At 66.9% G+C, this 18,794-nt stretch carries 20 protein-coding genes; 14 read left to right on the top strand and 6 right to left on the bottom strand.

What is annotated here, in order from left to right; translation table 11 throughout:
* The first annotated feature begins 44 nt into the window (after positions 1 to 44).
* The 3 genes from EV665_RS11705 (at position 45) to EV665_RS11715 (ending at position 1,802) form a co-directional block, all read left to right on the top strand.
* Positions 45 to 1,088, top strand: a complete 1,044-nt coding sequence (locus EV665_RS11705) for a substrate-binding domain-containing protein (protein ID WP_133034261.1) — start codon at positions 45 to 47, stop codon at positions 1,086 to 1,088.
* Positions 1,089 to 1,203: 115 nt separating this feature from the next.
* The gene (locus EV665_RS11710; protein ID WP_133034262.1) at positions 1,204 to 1,479 is read left to right on the top strand and encodes a type II toxin-antitoxin system Phd/YefM family antitoxin; all 276 of its coding nucleotides are present in this window, start codon (positions 1,204 to 1,206) and stop codon (positions 1,477 to 1,479) included.
* Entirely contained in the window at positions 1,479 to 1,802 is a 324-nt protein-coding gene (locus EV665_RS11715) for a type II toxin-antitoxin system RelE/ParE family toxin (protein WP_133034263.1), read from the top strand. Before EV665_RS11710 ends, EV665_RS11715 begins: the two co-directional genes overlap by 1 nt.
* Positions 1,803 to 1,852: 50 nt before the next feature.
* On the opposite strand, the gene EV665_RS11720 is transcribed toward EV665_RS11715, so the two are convergent.
* The 3 genes from EV665_RS11720 to EV665_RS11730 form a co-directional block, all read right to left on the bottom strand.
* On the bottom strand, positions 1,853 to 3,907 hold the full coding sequence (locus tag EV665_RS11720; RefSeq protein WP_133034264.1) for a bifunctional aldolase/short-chain dehydrogenase: 2,055 nt from the start codon (positions 3,905 to 3,907) through the stop codon (positions 1,853 to 1,855).
* A 61-nt stretch (positions 3,908 to 3,968) separates the two neighbouring features.
* Complete coding sequence (locus EV665_RS11725) at positions 3,969 to 4,940, bottom strand: sugar-binding transcriptional regulator (RefSeq protein ID WP_064329097.1); 972 nt, start codon at positions 4,938 to 4,940, stop codon at positions 3,969 to 3,971.
* Between the two features lie 177 nt (positions 4,941 to 5,117).
* Entirely contained in the window at positions 5,118 to 5,858 is a 741-nt protein-coding gene (locus EV665_RS11730) for an SDR family NAD(P)-dependent oxidoreductase (RefSeq protein WP_133034265.1), read from the bottom strand.
* Between the two features lie 98 nt (positions 5,859 to 5,956).
* On the opposite strand from EV665_RS11730, the gene EV665_RS11735 reads away from it, so the two are divergent.
* Entirely contained in the window at positions 5,957 to 6,580 is a 624-nt protein-coding gene (locus EV665_RS11735; protein ID WP_133034266.1) for a TetR/AcrR family transcriptional regulator, read from the top strand.
* 3 nt (positions 6,581 to 6,583) lie between these two features.
* Here EV665_RS11735 and EV665_RS11740 read toward each other — a convergent pair whose 3' ends face one another.
* Positions 6,584 to 7,000 (bottom strand): DUF2000 domain-containing protein, encoded by a 417-nt coding sequence (locus EV665_RS11740; RefSeq protein WP_133034267.1) that lies wholly within the window; start codon positions 6,998 to 7,000, stop codon positions 6,584 to 6,586.
* 129 nt (positions 7,001 to 7,129) lie between these two features.
* Between EV665_RS11740 and EV665_RS11745 the strand changes: the two genes are divergently transcribed.
* The gene (locus EV665_RS11745; protein WP_133034268.1) at positions 7,130 to 7,621 is read left to right on the top strand and encodes an Lrp/AsnC family transcriptional regulator; all 492 of its coding nucleotides are present in this window, start codon (positions 7,130 to 7,132) and stop codon (positions 7,619 to 7,621) included.
* 122 nt (positions 7,622 to 7,743) lie between these two features.
* Here EV665_RS11745 and EV665_RS11750 read toward each other — a convergent pair whose 3' ends face one another.
* Positions 7,744 to 8,664 (bottom strand): GntR family transcriptional regulator, encoded by a 921-nt coding sequence (locus tag EV665_RS11750; protein ID WP_162853042.1) that lies wholly within the window; start codon positions 8,662 to 8,664, stop codon positions 7,744 to 7,746.
* Positions 8,665 to 8,797: 133 nt separating this feature from the next.
* On the opposite strand from EV665_RS11750, the gene EV665_RS11755 reads away from it, so the two are divergent.
* The 9 genes from EV665_RS11755 (at position 8,798) to EV665_RS11790 (ending at position 17,670) form a co-directional block, all read left to right on the top strand.
* Positions 8,798 to 9,982, top strand: a complete 1,185-nt coding sequence (locus EV665_RS11755; protein WP_133034270.1) for a C45 family autoproteolytic acyltransferase/hydrolase — start codon at positions 8,798 to 8,800, stop codon at positions 9,980 to 9,982.
* The gene (locus tag EV665_RS11760; protein WP_064329103.1) at positions 9,964 to 10,905 is read left to right on the top strand and encodes an ABC transporter permease; all 942 of its coding nucleotides are present in this window, start codon (positions 9,964 to 9,966) and stop codon (positions 10,903 to 10,905) included. Before EV665_RS11755 ends, EV665_RS11760 begins: the two co-directional genes overlap by 19 nt.
* Positions 10,902 to 11,735, top strand: a complete 834-nt coding sequence (locus tag EV665_RS11765; protein ID WP_133034271.1) for an ABC transporter permease — start codon at positions 10,902 to 10,904, stop codon at positions 11,733 to 11,735. The genes EV665_RS11760 and EV665_RS11765 overlap by 4 nt, the downstream gene beginning before the upstream one ends.
* A gap of 4 nt (positions 11,736 to 11,739) precedes the next feature.
* The gene (locus EV665_RS11770; protein ID WP_133034272.1) at positions 11,740 to 13,410 is read left to right on the top strand and encodes an ABC transporter ATP-binding protein; all 1,671 of its coding nucleotides are present in this window, start codon (positions 11,740 to 11,742) and stop codon (positions 13,408 to 13,410) included.
* Positions 13,411 to 13,437: 27 nt separating this feature from the next.
* Positions 13,438 to 14,289, top strand: a complete 852-nt coding sequence (locus tag EV665_RS11775) for an alpha/beta hydrolase (RefSeq protein ID WP_133034273.1) — start codon at positions 13,438 to 13,440, stop codon at positions 14,287 to 14,289.
* 33 nt (positions 14,290 to 14,322) lie between these two features.
* A complete protein-coding gene (locus tag EV665_RS11780; protein WP_064329107.1) occupies positions 14,323 to 15,867 on the top strand; it encodes an ABC transporter substrate-binding protein in 1,545 nt (514 codons plus the stop codon).
* A gap of 61 nt (positions 15,868 to 15,928) precedes the next feature.
* The gene (locus tag EV665_RS32835) at positions 15,929 to 16,153 is read left to right on the top strand and encodes a hypothetical protein (RefSeq protein WP_245507699.1); all 225 of its coding nucleotides are present in this window, start codon (positions 15,929 to 15,931) and stop codon (positions 16,151 to 16,153) included.
* Between the two features lie 3 nt (positions 16,154 to 16,156).
* A complete protein-coding gene (locus tag EV665_RS11785; protein ID WP_245507700.1) occupies positions 16,157 to 17,026 on the top strand; it encodes a C45 family autoproteolytic acyltransferase/hydrolase in 870 nt (289 codons plus the stop codon).
* Positions 17,026 to 17,670 carry an FMN-binding negative transcriptional regulator gene (locus EV665_RS11790; protein WP_133034274.1) on the top strand — a complete coding sequence of 215 codons (645 nt, stop codon included), beginning with the start codon at positions 17,026 to 17,028 and terminating at the stop codon, positions 17,668 to 17,670. Before EV665_RS11785 ends, EV665_RS11790 begins: the two co-directional genes overlap by 1 nt.
* Positions 17,671 to 17,756: 86 nt before the next feature.
* Here EV665_RS11790 and EV665_RS11795 read toward each other — a convergent pair whose 3' ends face one another.
* Positions 17,757 to 18,680 (bottom strand): cysteine peptidase family C39 domain-containing protein, encoded by a 924-nt coding sequence (locus EV665_RS11795; protein ID WP_133034275.1) that lies wholly within the window; start codon positions 18,678 to 18,680, stop codon positions 17,757 to 17,759.
* Between the last annotated feature and the right edge of the window lie 114 nt (positions 18,681 to 18,794).

Raw genomic sequence — 18,794 nt, forward strand, 5'->3', positions numbered from 1 at the left:
CCGCTCAGCGGACAACCAAAAGTTCACCAGTGGAGGAGACTGACATGAACCTTACTCGCAGAACCCTGGGCAGGATAACGCTCGGGCTGATGGGCGCGGCGGCCTTCGCCGTGCCGTCCTTCGCCGCCGACATGCCGGCGCCCTTCGACAAGCCGGGCGACGTGAAGATCGCGCTCGTGCGCTACCTTTCGACCGGCGACTTCTTCCAGTCCTATCTCGCCGGCGTCGAGGCGCAGGCGAAAGCCATCGGCGTGGAGTTGCAGGTCTTCGACAGCCGCCAGGACGCGGCCCTCCAGGCCGACATGGTCGACCAGGCGATCGCGCTCGGTGTTCAGGGCATCATCATCCAGCACGGCCTGACGGAATCCATGAAGGAGGCCGCCCAGCGCGCGGTCGACGCCGGCATCAAGGTCGTCGCCTTCGACGTCAACGTCGAGAACGAGAAGATCCCGCAGATCGAGCAGTCCGACCGCGACCTCGCGCGCCTGGCCCTCGAGCAGGCGATCAAGGACAATGGCGAGAGCTTCAAGGCGGGCTATGTCTACGTCGCCGGGATCGCGCCGCTCGACCGCCGCGACGAGACCTGGAAGGAATTCAAGGCGAAGTATCCGGGCATCAACGAGGCCGCCCAGTTCGGCACGATGGACAACCCGATCGCCAACTCGGTCGCCAACCAGGCCCGCTCGGTGATCTCCGCCAATCCCGACATCACCGTGATGTTCGCCCCCTATGACGAATTCGCCAAGGGCGTGAAGATCGCCGTCGACGAGGCGGGCCTCTCCTCCAGCGTGAAGATCTACTCCGCCGACATCTCGACCTCCGATATCGCCGCCATGCGCGAATCCGGCTCCGCCTGGGTGGCGACGGCCGCGACGAACCCGGCCGTGGTCGGCCAGGTCTCCGTCCGCTCGCTGGCCATGCTGCTCGCCGGCGAGGATCCCGGCAAGCAGGTCATCGTCCCGCCAACGCTGATCACCCAGCAGGACCTCAACGACCAGGACATCAAGAACATGGAGGAGCTCGGCGCCAAGCTGCCGCAGTTCGCCCATGCCGACGTCGCCATGCCGGCCTGGATGCCGAAGCCCTGATTTTCGGGCACGTTGTGATTGAGGAAGGGCGGTCCACAAGGCCGCCCTTTCCATTCGGCCCAAGGTTGTCCCGGACCATTTAAAGGACTATATTTGGTCCAAAGGAGCCGTCGCGATGAAGCTTTCCGAACAGGTCCGGCCGATCAGCTACTTGAAGGCGCATGCGCCGGAGGTCGTCCGCTCGCTGGCGGAAACCCGCAGGCCCGTGGTGCTGACCGTGCATGGCGAGGCCAAGGCCGTGCTTCAGGACGTCGGCCAATATGAAGAGACCCAGGAGACCCTGGCCCTCCTCAAGGTGCTGGCGCTGACCAATCGCCAGGTGGACGAGGGCAAGGTGCGCCCCGCCGGCGAAGCCTTCCCGCAGATCCGCCGGCGCCTCGCCGAACGCTGATGGGCTGGCGCGTTCTTCTCTCCGAGGACGCCGAACGGGATATCGAAGACCTCTATCGCTTCATCGCGCGCCGCGACGGGGCAGAAACCGCCGAGCGCATTCTCGGCGAGGTCGAGGCGGCCGCGATGAGCCTCGAAGAATTCCCGGAGCGCGGGAACATCCCGAAGGAATTGGTTTCCATCGGGATCAGCGACTATCGCGAGATCCATCACAAACCCTGGCGCGTGATCTACCGCATCATGGGATCGGACGTCGTCATCTATTGTGTCGTCGACGGCCGCCGGGACATGCAGTCGTTTCTCGAGCGCCGGCTTCTTCGATAGGGTTTCGGGGCGAGCCGCAAGTCGCCCCTTTGTCTTCTCTCTTCGATAGCTCAGCGCATCGCTGCCGCGATATTGCCGCCGTCGACGGTGGTCACGTCGGCGGTCGTGCGTTCGGCGAGCGCGTGGTGCACGAAGGCGCGGGCGACGTCGTCCGCGGTCACTTCGAGGCCGAGCAGGTTGCCGCCCATATAGTCCTTGACGGAAAGGCCGCGGGCCGCGGCGCGGCTCTCGATCATCTCGTCATTGAGCAGGCCCGAGCGGATACGGTCGGCGTTGACGGCGTTGACGCGGATATGGTCGGCGCCGTGCTCCAGCGCGTATTGCCGCGAGAGGAACAGCGTCGCGGCCTTGGGCAGGCCGTAGGCGCCGAATTTCGCCCCCGGATTGACCGCCTGCTTGGAGGCGTTAAAGAGCAGCACGCCGCCGGTCTTCTGCGCCTTCATGATGCGCACGGCGTTCTGCGCGACGCTCTGGTGGGCGAAGAAGTTCAATTCGAAGCTCTTGCGCAGCAGCGCGTCGTCCATCGTGGCGATCGGGCTTTCCCATGCCGCGCCCGCATTGGAGACGACGATGTCGACGCCGCCGAAGGTGGCGACGGCCTGATCGAAGGCGGCGCGCACGCAGGCGGGATCGGTGATGTCGGCGGCGATGCCGATCGAATGGTTGCCGGCGGCCTTCGCCACCGCGGCCGCCTTCCCGCCGTCGAGGTCGAGCACGACGGCATGCGCGCCTTCCGCCACGAAGGCCTTGACGATCGCCGCGCCGATGGCGCCCGCGCCGCCGGTGACGAGCACGACCTGGCCGGTGAACGGCTTCGGCCTGGCGCCCGCCAGCTTCGCCTGCTCCAGCGACCAGTATTCGAGGTCGAAGAGGTCCGGCCGGCTGACCGGCTCGAAGCGGCCAAGGGCTTCCGCGTCGCGCGCCGCCTCGATCCACATCTCGCCGACATCGACGGCAATCGTCGCGTCCTTGTAGGTGCGGCCATGGCCGAACATGCCGAGGCCGGGCACCAGCGTCAGGCGCGGCATCGGATCGAGCATGATGCGCTTGACGTCGTCGCGGGCGTCGTTGCTGCGGAAATAGTCGGTGTAGTCGGCCGCGAAGGCGGCGACCCGTTCGTCGATCACGGCGCGATAGCCCGCAAGGTCGTCCTTCGCCGGGGCCGGCAGCACCATCGGCCCCGTCTTGATGCGGATCGAGAGGTCGGGCGTCGAGACGCCGCGGGCGGCCATGTCCGCGACTTGCGCCGCGTTGACGAAATCAAGGATCGCCGGGGAGGCGCGGAAGACGCTGACCATGCGGTCGTAGCGGCCTTCGCCCCTGTCGACGGCGACGGCGCCGCGCAGCATCGGCGCGATGTCGCCGGGGTCGGCGAGCGCGGCGGGAAGGGCGGCCGGCGTAAACGGGTTGCGGCCGTTCCGCTTCACATGATCCTCGGCCAGCGTGACATGGTGGATCATCCGGTCATAGGCTTCCTTCGCCGTCTCGCCGAAGGTGAAGATGCCGTGCTTGTCGAGGATCAGGCCCTCGACCGTCGGATCCCGGTCGAACACCTCGGCGGCCGCCTTGGCGAGGGCGAAGCCGGGCATGATATAGGGCACGAAGCCCATCTTCCTGCCGAAGAGCTCGGCGCACATGCTTGCGCTCTCCGCCTGGTCGGCGATGGCGAGGATGGCGGTCGAATGGGTGTGGTCGACGAACTTGTGCGGCAGGAAGGCGTGCAGCAGCGCCTCGACGGACGGGTTCGGCGCGCCGGGATCGATGAGGTTGGCGCGCAGCAGCGTCACCATGTCCTCGTCCGAGAGTTTTGCGAGCTTGCGGCTCTTCAGCAGCGGGCCGATCTTCACCGCGGGCAGGCCCGGCGGCTCAATCGTGCCCATGTCCCAGCCGCTGCCCTTGACGCAGAGCACGGCATGCACGTCGCCGACGAGGTCGGTCATCTCCGTCTTCACCGAGGTGTTGCCGCCGCCATGCAGCACGAGCCGCGGCTCGCCGCCGAGAAGCCGCGTCGTATAGGTGCGCAGCGCCAGGTCGCGGTTGACGCCCTTTGCCGCATAGCCGGCGACGACCTGTTCCGCCTCGTCGTCGCGCCAGAGATTTTCCATCGTGTTCAGCCTCCCGATAAACCGGCCCGGCCGGCATCGGCGGACCGCATATTTTCCTGGCTCAGCGCCCGGCCTTGCCGAGCCCCTCGCGGTTCCAGCGGTCCAGCACCCGCCGCGCCATCGATGCCGTGACGATGAGATGCGAGGCGAAGCCGCCCTTCAGCGCCGCCATCAGCGGCTCGAACTTGCTGTCCTCCTGCACGACGAGCATGCGCTTGCGGATCGCGCGGATGGAGGCGAGGTCGGCGGAGATGCAGCGCCGGTTGTGCTCGCAGTCCATCCACTGGCCGTCGTGGTCGATGAGCTGCCCGGCGATGACGCCGGCCGCGCCCCGCTCGCCCATCGCGTGCATGTCGGCGGCCGAGAGCGCACCGCATTTGACGAGATGGCTGTCATCCTCGATGCCACCGACGGAATAGAGCGCGAGCTGGCAGTCGGAAATCGTCGCGAGCTGTTCCCGGATGACCGGCTCGCCGCGCAGCTCCTCGGCCAGCCGCTCGGAGGACAGCACGAGCGGTGCGTAGAAATTGATGCCCTCCGCATTGAGGCGGCGGGCGATTTCCGTGGTGCACTGGTCGGGACGATAGGAATAGGGCGCGCCGAGATTGCCGCAGAGTTGCACGACGGTGACGCCGCTGAGATCGGCGAAGGGCATGACATCGGCGATGTGATAGACGGTGCGGCCCCAGGCGACGCCGATCCGGTCGCCCTTGTTGATGAGTTCGAGGAAGACCGAGGCGGCGACAACGGGCATTTCGGCGGCCGGGTCCATGGCCTGCCGGTCCTCCGGCACCAGCCAGGCCGTCGTCAGCCCCGTGGCGTCCTCCAGTTCGCGGGCGAGAACGTCGTCGGAAAAGAGGTCCGTCGAGGTGGTGATGGTGACGATGCCCATCTCGCGCGCCTTGCGCAGATACATGGCGATGGAGGCGCGGGAGATTTCCAGCTTCTGCGCCACTTCATCCTGCCGCAGCCCATGCGTATAATAGAGCCAGGCGGCCTTGTGGATGATCTGGTCGTTGGCGCGGATGGGCATTGAGGGTCTCTCGCGAAGGGGTTCTGACATTATTCATTGTCGCTGACAAAAGTCAATGCGCCGGAAACGCGCTGCCCGGAAGCCTTACGGCTATGCGTTTTCCTTCACACGAAAACAGCGGAAGGGCATCGGCCGCTTCCGCTGTCCGGGTCTTCCATGAAAGGCGCGCCGCGCGTCCTATGCGTTGGTGCCGCCGTCGATGACGTGTTCGGCGCCCGTCACGAAGCGGGCCTGCGGGCCCGCCAGCCAGGCGACGAATGCCGCGATGTCGTCCGGGCTGCCGAAGCGTGGGATCGCCATCGTCGCGCGCTGCATGTCCGCCGTCTCCCCTGTTGCCGGGTTCATGTCCGTATCGGTGGAGCCCGGATGGATGATGTTGGCGGTGATCCCTCTTGGCCCGAGGTCGCGGGCGATGCCGCGCGTGAAGCCTGACAGCGCCGCCTTGCTCAGCGCATAGAGGCTGATGCCCGGCCAGGGCACGCGCTGCGCCAGGTTGCTGCCGATGGTGATGATCCGGCCGCCATCGGGCATGTGGGCGATGGCCTGCCGGGTGGCGACGAAGACGGCGCGCACATTGACGTCGATCGTGTGGTCGAAATCCTCCAGCGTCAGGTCGGAGAGCGGCGCGGCATGGAAGATGCCGGCATTGTTGACGAGGATGTCGATGCGGCCCCCGGCCTTCGCCGTTGCGTCGACGGCCGCCGCAAGGGCCGCGGCGTCGCGATTGTCGGCCTTGATGGCGACGGCCTTCCCGCCGGCGGCCTCGATGGCCGCAACGGTGGCCGCGGCTGCCGCCTCCGCGCTGGCATAGGTGAGAGTGACGCGCGCGCCTTCCTGCGCCAGCCGCCGGGCGATCGCCGCGCCCATGCCCCTGCTGCCGCCGGTGACGAGGGCGGTTTTTCCGTCGAGATTTGCCATGTCCTACCTTTCTGTATTGATCGATACATAATTACTGGCCGTCTTGCCGAAGCGCGTCAAGTGAATTATTTATCGGTCGATACAAAAAGGAGGCGAGAATGGCGCCACGCGGCCGACCCCGGGCGTTCGACAGGGATGCGGCCCTGCGCAAGGCCATGGAGGTCTTCTGGGCGAAGGGGTATGAGCGCGCCTCGCTCGCGGACCTCACCGAGGCGATGGGCATCAACGCGCCCAGCCTCTATGCGGCGTTCACCAGCAAGGAAGCGCTGTTCCAGGAGGCGCTGGCGCTCTATTCCGCAACGGAAGGCTGCGACATCTGGGAAGGCGTGCCGGCCGCCCCGACCGCGCGAGCCGCCTGTGCGCACCTGCTGCGCGCCACCGCCGAGGCCTTCGCGCGCGACGAAAAGCGCCGTGGCTGCCTGGTCGTGTTGTCCGCGCCGCAGACGGAAGGGTCCAGTCCCTCCATATGTGAGGCGCTGAAACACCATCGCGCGGCGACCACGGCCGTGCTGCGCGAGCGCCTGCGGCGGGCGGTTGCGGAGGGCGACCTTCCCGCGGCGGCCGATGTCGAAGCCATCACGGCCTATGTCGTCACCGTGCAGCACGGCCTCTCCATCCAGGCGCGCGACGGCGCGTCCCGCGAGACGCTGCTGGCCATCGCCGACTGCGCGATGGCGGGCTGGGAGAACCTCGTGTCCGTCGGCCGCCCGCCGGCGGCGTAGTTGTCAGCGGAGCAGTTTCAGGGAACCCGTCAGGGATTTGATCCATCGGCTTTCGCCGACGAGCCCGAGCCCATCGATGCTCTCCTCGCCGAGATCGCGCTCGGGGAACGTCGCCTCGTAGTCGGCATAGCTGTGCAGTGCGCGCGCGAAGGACGGGAAGGCGACGATGACGCGGCCGTCCTGCCGCGGCAGCGCCTTGGCCAGCAGCGCGCCGATCGTCCGGCTGTTCGCCTGCAGCACCGGCACGGGCCTGTTGGCGCTGATGTCGATCGTCGCCTGTCGGCGGTCGGTGAGCTGGCGGGCGCCGAGCGCCGGCATGGCCGCCCCCATGCCGATCGAGACGGCCGCGATCGTATTGGCGAGATGGCCCGGCGGCAGGTCGGGATTGACGATGATGGCGAGGCGGATGTCCTGAAGCATGATGGCCTTTCTCCTGGTTGCGGTGCCGGCAAGACTACAGGGGGAAGGCAGGCAGGTTCTTTCTGATCTTGCTGGAAAGAGCGAAATAAAGGTAGATTCTGCCCGTTGTAGCAAACATAGGGGCAGGATATGCCGGATACGCTCGCCGCATCGGATGTGAGGATCCTGAAGGCGCTTCAGGAGGACGGGCGCTTGAGCAATCAGGCGCTTTCGGGCACGGTGGGCATGTCCGCCTCGCCGTGCTGGCGGCGGGTGCGGCAGCTGGAGGACGAGGGGATCATCCAGCGCTACATGGCGGTGCTGGGGCGGCGGGAGATCGGCCTCGGGGTCCTCGCCTTCATCCGCGTCAAGATCGACAGCCACACCGAGGCGGAGGCAGAGGCCTTTGCCAGCGCGGTGATGAAGCTCGATTGCGTTGTTGCCTGCTACAGCATCGCGGGGGATGCGGATTTCCTGCTGCAGGTCGTCTCGCAGGATCTCGACACCTATTCCGACTTCGCCATGAGCGTCGTGCGGCGGCTGCCGGGCATCAAGGAGATGCAGACCACCTTCGTCCTCAAGGAGATCAAGCCCTTCAGCGGCCTGCCCTTGCCTGCCGAAAACGCCCGCCGCGGCCGCTAGGGTTTCGACCGGGCGCGGGATCGCCGCGCCCGGCCCGGCACAAGCGCTTCACCGAGGAATGGACCATCGTCATGGAGGGCAGGCAGCCGTGACCGGGGCTGCTTCCTCCGGGCGTGCGGCGGTCAGTCGCGTTCGCCCGTGCCGTATTCCAGCGCCTGTTTCAGGTGCTGGCGCAGCAGGGCCTCGGCCCAGTCGAGATCGCCGTTTTCCACCGCGTCGAGAATGGCGAGGTGCTCGCGGCAGGACTGCTCGATGCGTTCGGCCGGCAGCTCGAAGAAGGCGGCCGATTCCTGCATGCGGCGCAGGTTGTTCTGGTGGCGGATCGCGTCGGTGAGGAACCGGTTGCCGGAAAAGCCGGCAAGGTTCTCGTGGAAGAAGGCGTTGACGCGGAACCACTCGTCGCTGCCCGAGCGGCTGGCGGGATCGCCAAGGATGCGCTCGTGCGCGCGGCGGATCTGCGCGGCGATCTCCCTGTCCACCTTGAAATACGGCGTGCGCAGCGCCGAACATTCGACGATGGTGCGGAACTCGTAGCTCTCCCGATAGGCGTCGTCGCCGACCAGCGTATCGACGAAGCGCCAGCCATGGCCGGGCAGGCGCTGCGCCAGCCCCTCGGCGGCAAAGCGCATCAGGAGCTTGCGCACGGTGCCGCGCGACACGCCGTAGCGCGGCATGAGCTCGGCCTCCGACACGTCCTGCGGCAGGGCGCCCTGTGCCCGCTCGCGCAGCATGCGCCGGTAGAGGTCCTCGATCGGCGAGACCGGCAGGATTTCGGCAAGGTCGAGCGTCGAGACGTCGCGCGCGACGCGCAGGCCTCGTTTCTCCATCGGCTGCAGCACGCCCTTTTCCACGAGCAGGTCGAGCGCGCCCGCTATCGGCGAGCGCGACACGCCGAAGAGCCGCGCCAGCTCGGGCGCCGAAATGCGGGTGCCGACCGTCAGGTCCGCATCGCGGATCCGGTCGATGATCCGGCGGGCCAGATCGAGCTGCAGGGTGCTGGGGCCGTCCGCCTGCTCGGCGTCCGAAAGGTCCGTGTCGTCCATGGGTTCCTCATGATCATTCGCATTATAGCGCGAACACAACGCAATGCGACCCGGTAAATTTCCAAAATTAGTGCTTTTCATATCTACAAAATACATTAAGCTGCGATCAAAGACGGAACCGAGGCAGCGGCATATGGCAGAGATCACCCCTTTTCCCCTCATCGAGATAAGCGGCCCGCCGCGCGAGCGTGGCCGCCTGTACGGCGAGAAGGCGCGCGAGCGCATCCGCCTCTCGGCCGGCCTCTACACCAGCCAGCTCCACAGGCTCGGCTTCGACGACGCCAATATCGAGCGCCTTGTCGCCGCCTTCCTGCCGCGCATCCGCGACTGGGCGCCGGACCTGGTGGCGGAGATGGAGGGCATCGCCGAAGGGGCGGGCATCGGCCTCTCGGCCATCGTCCTCGTCAATGCGCGCACCGAGGTGCTGCAGCTTGCAAGGCTGGAGGCGGGCGCTGCCGACGAGGAGCCGGACGGCTGCACCGGCGCCGTGCTGCTGCCGGAGGTGACGCGCGACGGCACGGTCATCCACGGCCAGAACTGGGACTGGCGCGCCGAATGCGCCGATACCTCCGTCGTGCTGCGCATCCTGCGCGACGACGGGCCGGATATCCTGACCTTCACCGAGGCCGGCGGCCTTGCCCGCAGCGGCTTCAACGCCGCCGGCATCACGATCACCGCCAACTATCTCGAAAGCGACCGCGATTATCGCGAGATGGGCATTCCGCTGCCCTTCATCCGCCGCCGGGCGCTGGAGGCGCGGCATTTCGCGATGGCGCTGCGCGTCGTCGCCATCACGCCGAAATCCGGCTCCAACAACATGATGCTGAGCACCGCCGAGGGTTATGCGGTCGATCTCGAATGCGCGCCGGACGAGGCCTTCCCGATCTACCCGCAGGACGGCATGATCGTGCATGCCAACCACTGGCAAAGCGCCGTCGCCCTTTCCAAGCTAAAGGAAACCGGCCTTGCCAATGTGCCCGACAGCCTCTACCGCGATCACCGCGTCCTGACGGTCCTGCGGGAAAGCGGCGGCAAGCTCGGCGTCGAGGACCTGAAGCGCGCCTTCTTCGACGATTTCGCCGCGCCCTTCTGCGTCTGCCGCGCGCCGCTCGCCAAGGAGGGCGGCAATCTCTCGGCGACGGTGGCGATGATCCTCTGCGAGCCGGCGAAGGGCGTCATGGAGATCGCCCCGCTGCCGGCGATCAACCGCACCTTCGCGCGCTATGAGCTGGCCATGGACGACGACGCCTTCGCCCGTGCGGCCGGCGCCGCCGATGAAACGCTCGGCAGGGGGAAACGATGGTCCGCTTCCTCCTGACCCGCATCGCCACGGCGATCCCCACGCTGTTCCTCGTCTCCGTCACCGTCTTCGCGCTGATGCGGGCGATCCCCGGCGATCCGGCGGCCCTGATGCTGGGGGACCTCGCCCAGCCCGGCCAGCTGGAGGCGCTGCGCGCCGAGATGGGCCTCGACCAGCCGATCATCGTGCAATATCTCTACTGGCTCGGCGACGTGCTGAGTGGCGATTTCGGCCGATCGATCGCGACGCGCCAGCCGGTGCTGCCGCTGATGCTGGACCGCTTCTCCGTCTCGGCCACCATCGTCCTCGTCGCCGTCTTCTTCGCGACGCTGATCGCGGTGCCGGCCGGCATGTTCGCCGCCTGGCGGCAGAACCGCGCCGGCGACATTGCCGTCATCGCCACCTCAACGCTGCTGCTCTCCATCCCCAGCTTCTGGCTCGGGCTGATGCTGCTCTTGATCTTCGGCCTGCAGCTCGGCTGGTTGCCGGTGGTCGGCTACGTGCCGTTCAGCCGCGATTTCGGCAGCGCGCTGCTCTACATCATCCTGCCCGTCGTGACGCTGGTCCTGGTGGAATCCGGTTCGATCACCCGCATGGCGCGGGCGAGCACCATCGAGGTGGCGCGGCTGGAATACATCACCCATGCGCGGGCCAAGGGGCTTTCGGAGGCGACCGTCATGTGGCGCCATGCCTTCAAGAACGCCTTCGCTCCCACCCTGACGCTGATCGGCCTCGTGCTCGGCAGCCTGCTCGCCAACATCGCCGTCATCGAGACCGTCTTCACCATTCCCGGCCTCGGCCGTCTGCTGGTGGATGGCATCTATGCCCGGGACTATCCCGTCGTGCAGGGCTGCATGCTGTTCACCGCCTTCCTCTACGTGGTGGTCAACCTGCTGGTCGATCTCCTCTATCCGCTTCTCGATCCAAGGGTGACGGCATGATCGCGCGGGCATTCGGCCTTCCGGCACTGCGTTTCAACGGCCTGATCGGCGTCCTCGTCGTCGGCCTCCTTCTCCTCGTCGCAGTCTTCGGCCCGTGGCTCGCGCCCTACGATCCCCTGAAGCTCGATCTCATGGCCCGCTTCCAGGGCCCGTCCGCGGCGCACCTGCTCGGTGCCGACGAGTTCGGCCGCGATCTCCTCAGCCGGCTGATCCACGGCGCGCGCACCAGCGCCTGGATCGCCTTCGCCACCGTGGTCTTCGCCATCGTCTTCGGCACGGTCCTCGGCGTGCTCGCCGGCTTCCTGCGCGGCTGGACGGACCGCATCCTGATGATGGTCAACGACGCGCTGCTCGCCTTTCCCGGCCTGCTGCTCGCGCTCGGCTTCATGGCGGTGTTCGGCGCCAGCCGCAACGGCATCATCGTGGCGCTCGGCATCGCCTACATGCCCGTCGCCGTGCGCGTGGTGCGCGGCACGGTGCTGTCGATCCGCGAGCGGGAATTCGTCGAGGCCTCGCGGGTGATCGGCAACAGCGGCGTCGTCACCATGCTGCGCCATGTGCTGCCCAACTGTCTCGCGCCGATCATGGTGCTGGCGACGACGATGTTCGGCTGGGTCGTGCTGTCGGAAAGCGCACTCTCCTTCCTCGGTCTCGGCGTGCCGCCGCCGGCGCCGAGCTGGGGCAACATGCTCTCCACCGGCCGCCCCTACATCAACCAGGCGCCGTATATCATCATCCTGCCCGGCCTCTGCATCTCCATCACGCTGCTCGGCGTGAACCTGCTCGGCGATGCGGTGCGCGACTGGCTCGACCCCAAGATGCAGGATTGATCCCATGGCTGGCATCGAGACCGTGCTTTCCGTCGAAAACCTTTCCGTCCGCATGGGGCAGACCGGCCTCACCGTGGTCGACCGCCTCGACTTCGCCCTGCCGGCCGGCGAGATGCTGGCGCTGGTCGGCGAATCCGGCTCCGGCAAGACCATGGCCGCCCGCTCCGTGCTCGGCCTCCTGCCGCCGCCCTTCATGGCGACGCCGGAAAGCCGCATCCGCTTCAGGGGCACGGACCTCGTCAGCGCCCCGCCGGAGACGCTGCGGCAGATCCGCGGCGCCGGCATCGGCATGGTGTTCCAGGAGCCGATGGTCTCGCTCAACCCCGCCATGACCATCGGCCGGCAGATGGCCGAGGGGCTGGCGCTGCACAGGAAGCTCGGCAAGGCCGAGATCCGCGACATGAGCCTTGCCATGCTGGAGCGCATCCGCATCCAGGATCCGGCACGCTGCCTTGCCGCCTTCCCGCACGAATTCTCCGGCGGCATGCGCCAGCGCATCATGCTCGCCTCCGTCATGCTGCTGAAGCCGGCGCTGCTCATCGCCGACGAGCCGACGACGGCGCTCGACACGCTGATCCAGCGCGACGTGCTCGACCTGATGGTGGAGCTGACGCAGGAGAACAACACCGCGGTCCTCCTCATCAGCCACGACCTCGGCATGGTCTCGCACTATGTCCGCAACGTCGTCGTCATGCACAAGGGCAGGGCGGTGGAGCACGGCGACAGCCGGGAGGTGCTGCACGCCCCGAAACACGACTACACCCGGCGCCTCGTCGACGCCCTGCCGCGCCGCAGCGCCGGCGGCAGTCGGTCGGGGGGCGCGCCGGCCGAGCCGCTGATCGAGCTCAAGGACGTGGTCATCGATTATCCCGGCCGCGCAAGGCTCTTCGGCCGGGCGGAGGGCAAGCGCGCCGTGCACGGCGTCGATCTTGCCATCAACCGCGGCGAGACGCTGGCGCTGGTCGGCGCTTCGGGCTCCGGCAAGACGACGCTCGGCCGGGCGATCGTCGGGCTGGTGACGCCTTCCAGCGGCACGATGGCCTTCCGCGGCGCGCCGCTCGCCTACCGGAGCGATGCCGGCGGCCGGGCGCTGCGCCAGGCGATCCAGATCGTCTTCCAGGATCCCTATTCCTCGCTCGACCCGCGCCAGCGCATCGCCGGCATCGTCGGCGAACCGTTGAAACTCGATCCGGCGCTGGACCGGGCACAGCGGCAGGCGCGGGTGGAGGAGGTCTTTGCCGAGGTCGGGCTTGCCCCGGAACTCGCCGACCGCTTCCCGCACCAGCTTTCGGGCGGCCAGCGCCAGCGCGTGGCGATCGCCCGCGCCATCGTCAGCCGCCCCGCCTTCGTCGTCGCCGACGAACCCGTCTCCGCGCTCGACATGACCGTGCAGAAGCAGATCCTGAAGCTCTTCCGCGATCTTCAGGCCCGCTACGGCTTCGCCTGCCTGTTCGTCTCGCACGATCTCGGCGCGGTCGAGCAGGTGGCCGACCGGGTGGCGGTGATGGAGAACGGCCGCATCGTCGAGACCGGCACGCGCGACGACGTCTTCGACCGGCCTGAGCACCCCTATACCCGCCGCCTGCTCGACGCCGCCATGCTGCTCGACCGCACCTTCGCGGGCGCGGATGGCGCGGGCGGTTCGCGCCTCCTGTCGGGTACGGCGGGCTCATAGATTTTCGATACGGAGAGGAGACCATCCATGCGCAATGTCAGCGGTCACGGCCGGAAACTGTCCTATTACGATTTCGGCCACACGACCGTCTATGCCTCGCGGCTCGACCCGCGCTTCCCCTATTGCGCCTATGTGCCCGACGACTACGAGGAGGACGGCGAGAAGACCTATCCGCTCGCCGTCATCGTGCACGGCACGGAGCGCGGCATGCAGGCCTATCGCGATGCCTTTGCCGATTTCGCCGAGGCCAACGGCGTCATCGTGCTGTGCCCGATGTTTCCCGCGAACATCTGCTTTCCGGGCGATCTCTCCTCCTACAAGATGCTGCGGGACGGCGACCTGCACTATGACGCCGTCATGCTCGATATGATCGCCGAGATGCAGGAAAAGTACCGCATCGCGGGCGACCGGGTGATGATGTACGGCTTTTCCGGCGGCGGGCACTTCACCCACCGGTTCCTCTACCTCCACCCCGAGCGCCTGCTCGCCGCCTCGATCGGCGCGCCCGGCGTCGTGACGCTGCTCGATTTCGACCACGATTTCTGGGTCGGCCTGCGCGATTTCGAGAAGGTCTTCGGCAAGCCGGTCGATCTCGACGCAATCCGCAAGGTCGCCGTGCAGATGGTGATCGGCGGCGACGACCGGGAGACCTGGGAGATCACCATCACGCCCGACGACGCCTGGTACATGCCCGGCGCCGACCTTGCCGGCGCCAACCGCAACGATCGCATGCGCGCGCTGAAGAAGAGCTTCGAGCAGCACGGCATCGCCGTGCGCCACGACATCGTGCCGGGCATCACCCACGATGACCGCCAGCTCATAGGCAAGGTCAAGGACTTCTTTGCACAAACGCTGGACGCAATCCGCGAGCGCTCCTGACGATAACGAAGCGGGGAACACCAGGAGATCACCATGAAACGCACATTCCTGATTTCGACGGCGCTGGCCGCGGGCCTGCTGCTCGGCGCCTCGGCCGAGGCGGCAACGCTGAACATCCGCATCAACGCCGATATCCGCGGCACGGAAGGCATCGACCGCGACGCCAATACCGACACCGTGCTGCACCATATCTTCGAGACGCTGGTCGGCTTCCGCGCCGATCTCAGCATCGGCCCCGCGCTCGCCGAGAGCTGGACGGTGTCGGAGGACGGCAGGGCCTACACCTTCACCATCCGCGAGGGCGCGACCTTCCATAACGGCGATCCCGTCACGTCGGCGGATATCAAATGGAACTGGGACCACCGCGTCGCGGCGGGCGCCGAATGGTTCTGCAACGGCTTCTTCGACGGTTCGCAGGGCCTGAAGGTCGAGGCGCTGGAAACGCCCGATCCCCGCACCGTCGTCTTCCGCATCAACGAGCCGAACGCGCTCTTCCTCGCCCAGCTCGCCAACATCCAGTGCAACGGCTGGGTCGCCAGCCCCAAGAATGCCGGGCCGGACGGCAAGTGGATCGACGGCAGCGCGATCGGCAGCGGCTCCTTCAAGCTGAAGGAATGGGTGAGAAGCCAGTACATCACGCTGGAGAAATACGACGGCTACACGCCGCCGAAGGAAAAGGCGAGCGGCTATGCCGGCGACCGCACGGCACTGGTCGACGAAGCGAAATTCCTGATCATCCCCGATACGTCGGCCGCCGAGACGGCGCTCTTCGCCGGCGAGATCGACGTGCTGCCGAACTTCGAATCCCAGCGCATCGAGGATGCCAGGGCGCGCGGCCTGAAGGTTATGACGACGTCGGGCCTTTCCCTGACGCCGCTGCTCATCCAGACGACCGACCCGTTGATGTCGAACGTCAAGCTGCGCCAGGCGATCGCCCGTGCCATCGATTTCAAGCAGATCGCCGCCGCCCGCACGGCGAACCTTGCCGATTTCAACCCTTCCGGCGTGCCGCAGGCGAGTGCCTTCTTCGATGAGGATTTCCTGAAATGGCCGGAATACGATCCGGAGGCCGCCAAGGCGCTGCTGGCTGAAGCCGGCTACAAGGGCGAAGTGATAAAAATCCAGACCAACACCCGCTATCAGGGCATGTATGAAAACAGCATCCTGGTGCAGGCCATGCTGGCCGGCGCCGGCATCAATGCCGAGCTGGAAGTGCTGGACTGGGCCGCGCAGCTCGACAATTACCTCGCCGGCAAGTTCCAGATGCAGTCCTTCGGCTATTCCGCCCGCCTCGATCCTTCGCAGTTCTACGGCGTCATCATCGGCGACAAGAAGGCCGAGCCGACGGCACAATGGGACAATCCCGAGGCCTGGCAGCTTTACCTGAAATCGACCAAGACGACGGATTTCGAGGCGCGCAAGGCCGTTTTCAAGGAAATCCACGCGCTGATGGCGAAGGACCTGCCGATCTTCGGCCTCTATTATGAGCCCGTCGTCGCGGCGGTGGGCGCCAGGATCGAAGGCTTCGACGTCTGGGCGGCCGACAAGGAGCGGGCCTGGGGCGTGAAGAAGGACTGATCCCGGAGCTTGCGTCGGGGCTTTCCGCGCCCCGACGGCCGTGTCCTGTCTGGAGGAAACCATGCGTACCGAAGATCTTCCCGTCATCGATTGCCCGAAGGCGCCGCTTGCCCGCGGGCGGGCGCATGGCGAGGCGCTGCGCGGCACGATCGCGGGCAAGGTCGAGCGCTGGCAGGCGGCGATCGGCAAGGCCTATGGCCGGTCGGCGGCGGCCTTCCTGCCCGTCTTCCTGTCGGTGACGGACTTCCGCACGGCGATCGCCGCCCATGTGCCGGATCTCCTGTAGGAGGTGCGCGGCATTGCGGAAGGTGCCGGCATTTCCGAGGAGACCGCCTATGCCCTCCAGCTTATGGACGAGGAATGGTGGTTCGGCGGCTTCGACGGCGAGGGCCATTGCAGCAGCCTTGCCGTCGCGCCGGTGGCGGGACGCGGCACGATTGTCGGCCAGACCATGGACCTGCCGCGCTGGCACGATGGCGCGCAGGCCGTGCTGCGGCTCGATGACGGCGACAGCGAAACGCTGGTCTACACCTCCGCCGGCCTGATCGGCCTGATGGGCATCTCCGGCCGCGGCCTCGGCATCTGCGTCAACACGCTCGCCCAGCTCGACTACAGCCCGTGCGGGCTTCCCGTCTCCTTTGCCATGCGCGGCGCGCTGGCGCAGGAAAACGCGGCCGCGGCCGCGGACTTCCTTTCCCGCGTCCCGCATGCCTCCGGTCAGACCTACCAGATCGGCGACCGCGACGGCATCCGCACGCTCGAATGCGCGGCCGGCAGTGTTGCCGAAATCGCCATTGCCGGTGGCCTCTCGCTCCACACCAACCACCCGCTCGCCAACACGTGCGTTGCGCCGAATGCCAGGCTGGAGGGCAGCGGCGATTCGCGAACCCGCCTTCGCAGCCTGCACACCGATTTCTCGCGCGGGCCGGCGGATGCCGAGACCGCAAGACGCGCCCTTGCGGCGCAGCGCAAGGGCGGCGCCGTCTCCATCGTGCCGAAGGGTCCGCCGCGCAGCGATACCAGGCTCGGCCTCATGCGGCAGATGACGGTCGGCGCCGTCGTCTACGAGATCGACAGGACGGTGTCGCTCTCCGTCGCCGCCGGGCCGCCGAGCGTTGAAAGCTGGCGGCGGCTGGCGGTGCGCGGCGGCCGCGGCTGATGTACACGTCCCGGCATTTCGCCATGGCGGATGAACGCGACATGCGTGCCGCCATCGCGCGCTACGGGCTGGCGACGCTGGTCTCGCACAGCCCGTCCGAAGGATTGCAGGCGACCGCCGTGCCCGTGCTGTTCGACCCGGATGATCCATCGGGACAGCGCCTGATCGCGCACATGGCGCGGGCCAATCCCCATTGGCGCGCCATCGCGGATGACGAGATGGTGCTCCTGCTCTTCCGGGGACCGGATGCCTATGTCAGCCCCGGCCATTACCGCATGGAGGAGGATGTGCCCACCTGGAACTATTCGGCGGTGCAGGTGCGGGGCCGGCTCGCTCATGCACGCGATGCGGCGGAAAACCGCCGCGTGCTGGAGCGTACGGTGGAGCATTTCGAGGCAAGGCTCGGCACCGGCTGGCGCCTGTCGGGTATCAGCGCGGCGGTGGTGGAGATGTATGCTCGCGGCACCGCTTCCTTCTCGGTTGTGATCGACAGGATGGATGCGGCGCACAAGATGAGCCAGGACAAGCTGCGGGAGGATGTCGCGGCGGTTATCACGGGCCTGTCCGCCACCGAGGACGAACAGGCCCGCGCGGTCGCGGAGGTGATGACGTCGGTGACACTGGTCCCCGGCCGCCATCGTTGAGGCACCTGCGGCGAGGTTCGTGCGGTTCCAGCAGAAGTGCGCAGCGGTTTGCGTCCGGAATTGCGTTAGAACAAAAGTTGGAGCGGTCAGGTCGGCAGGGCCTCAAGGAGGGCGTCGTAAGTCGGGGCGAGCGCCCGCAGGTGCGCGGCGGCGGTTGCATCGTCCCGGTTGACCAGCGGATATTGCAGGGAGCCGATGAGCCGGGCCTGCCGGTCGAGGATCGCCGCTGCCCGCGTCTCGCCGATCTGCATGAGGCAGGTGGCGGCGTCCGCGGTGCGGCGGGCGCCGACCCGGACGGCGAAATGGATGAGGTGGTTGCGCAGGTCCTCCTTCATGTCCTTTTCGACCATGGCCGCAAGAGCCTCGGCCGCCTCGCCGTTGCCGATCGTCCCCGGCGGCACCTCGCTGGTGCCGGTGCAGGACAGCCATTTGCGCGCGGCGGGCAGGGCAGCGCGGATGACATCCGCGCCGGAGCGCGCGGTGATCCGGCGGAAGCCGCAACGCAGGGTGAAGGGTGTGCCGTAGTCGAGGGTTTCCATGCGCCAGGCCTTCAGGAAAAGGTCGAGCGGCAGCCGCGCATAGGGATAGCCCTCCGGATCGTGCATCAGGACCGATGTCTCATCCATCTCGATGACGACGACATAGTGATCCGCCCCGATCGGTCCCACCCGTCCCGGCTGGTGCCCGAGATGGCCCATCTCCACGGGGCCGATCCAGACCGGCCCATCGGCCAGCGCCGCCTTGAGCGTGCTAAGCGCCGATTGCGGATCGTCGCCGCGCACGAGGTCGGATGCCCAGCCCAGTGCCGCCAAGGCATCGTCGAAGCTTGCTTCCGGCGTCCAGCCATAGGGATCGAAAAACGGTAGGGTCCCCCCGAGCAAATGCATGCCGAAAGCGCTGCTCGTTGCAAATTCAATTACATTGGGCGGCGGCGACATTTCGCCGAACATCATGGCGAAGGCGTTTGAAAAACAATAAGGTCCGGAGCCGGTATAGGAAAAATGTTTCATTCTTACTGTCTCCTTGTTGAAAGAGACGGAGATAGAAGAAGAAACTCACAAATTTTGTCAACGGACGCAAATTTCTTTCTTTTCGCTGCATCAGGGAGAGACGGACGATGGGAC

The organism is Shinella granuli (assembly GCF_004341885.1).
Classification (GTDB): Bacteria; Pseudomonadota; Alphaproteobacteria; order Rhizobiales; family Rhizobiaceae; genus Shinella; species Shinella granuli.

Bases quoted from the DNA above. Each gene is read 5' to 3' on its own strand.
- EV665_RS11705 (WP_133034261.1), top strand. From the start codon at position 45: ATGAACCTTACTCGCAGAACCCTGGGCAGGATAACGCTCGGGCTGATG.
- EV665_RS11710 (WP_133034262.1), top strand. From the start codon at position 1,204: ATGAAGCTTTCCGAACAGGTCCGGCCGATCAGCTACTTGAAGGCGCAT.
- EV665_RS11715 (WP_133034263.1), top strand. From the start codon at position 1,479: ATGGGCTGGCGCGTTCTTCTCTCCGAGGACGCCGAACGGGATATCGAA.
- EV665_RS11720 (WP_133034264.1), bottom strand. From the start codon at position 3,907: ATGGAAAATCTCTGGCGCGACGACGAGGCGGAACAGGTCGTCGCCGGC.
- EV665_RS11725 (WP_064329097.1), bottom strand. From the start codon at position 4,940: ATGCCCATCCGCGCCAACGACCAGATCATCCACAAGGCCGCCTGGCTC.
- EV665_RS11730 (WP_133034265.1), bottom strand. From the start codon at position 5,858: ATGGCAAATCTCGACGGAAAAACCGCCCTCGTCACCGGCGGCAGCAGG.
- EV665_RS11735 (WP_133034266.1), top strand. From the start codon at position 5,957: ATGGCGCCACGCGGCCGACCCCGGGCGTTCGACAGGGATGCGGCCCTG.
- EV665_RS11740 (WP_133034267.1), bottom strand. From the start codon at position 7,000: ATGCTTCAGGACATCCGCCTCGCCATCATCGTCAATCCCGACCTGCCG.
- EV665_RS11745 (WP_133034268.1), top strand. From the start codon at position 7,130: ATGCCGGATACGCTCGCCGCATCGGATGTGAGGATCCTGAAGGCGCTT.
- EV665_RS11750 (WP_162853042.1), bottom strand. From the start codon at position 8,664: ATGGACGACACGGACCTTTCGGACGCCGAGCAGGCGGACGGCCCCAGC.
- EV665_RS11755 (WP_133034270.1), top strand. From the start codon at position 8,798: ATGGCAGAGATCACCCCTTTTCCCCTCATCGAGATAAGCGGCCCGCCG.
- EV665_RS11760 (WP_064329103.1), top strand. From the start codon at position 9,964: ATGGTCCGCTTCCTCCTGACCCGCATCGCCACGGCGATCCCCACGCTG.
- EV665_RS11765 (WP_133034271.1), top strand. From the start codon at position 10,902: ATGATCGCGCGGGCATTCGGCCTTCCGGCACTGCGTTTCAACGGCCTG.
- EV665_RS11770 (WP_133034272.1), top strand. From the start codon at position 11,740: ATGGCTGGCATCGAGACCGTGCTTTCCGTCGAAAACCTTTCCGTCCGC.
- EV665_RS11775 (WP_133034273.1), top strand. From the start codon at position 13,438: ATGCGCAATGTCAGCGGTCACGGCCGGAAACTGTCCTATTACGATTTC.
- EV665_RS11780 (WP_064329107.1), top strand. From the start codon at position 14,323: ATGAAACGCACATTCCTGATTTCGACGGCGCTGGCCGCGGGCCTGCTG.
- EV665_RS32835 (WP_245507699.1), top strand. From the start codon at position 15,929: ATGCGTACCGAAGATCTTCCCGTCATCGATTGCCCGAAGGCGCCGCTT.
- EV665_RS11790 (WP_133034274.1), top strand. From the start codon at position 17,026: ATGTACACGTCCCGGCATTTCGCCATGGCGGATGAACGCGACATGCGT.
- EV665_RS11795 (WP_133034275.1), bottom strand. From the start codon at position 18,680: ATGAAACATTTTTCCTATACCGGCTCCGGACCTTATTGTTTTTCAAAC.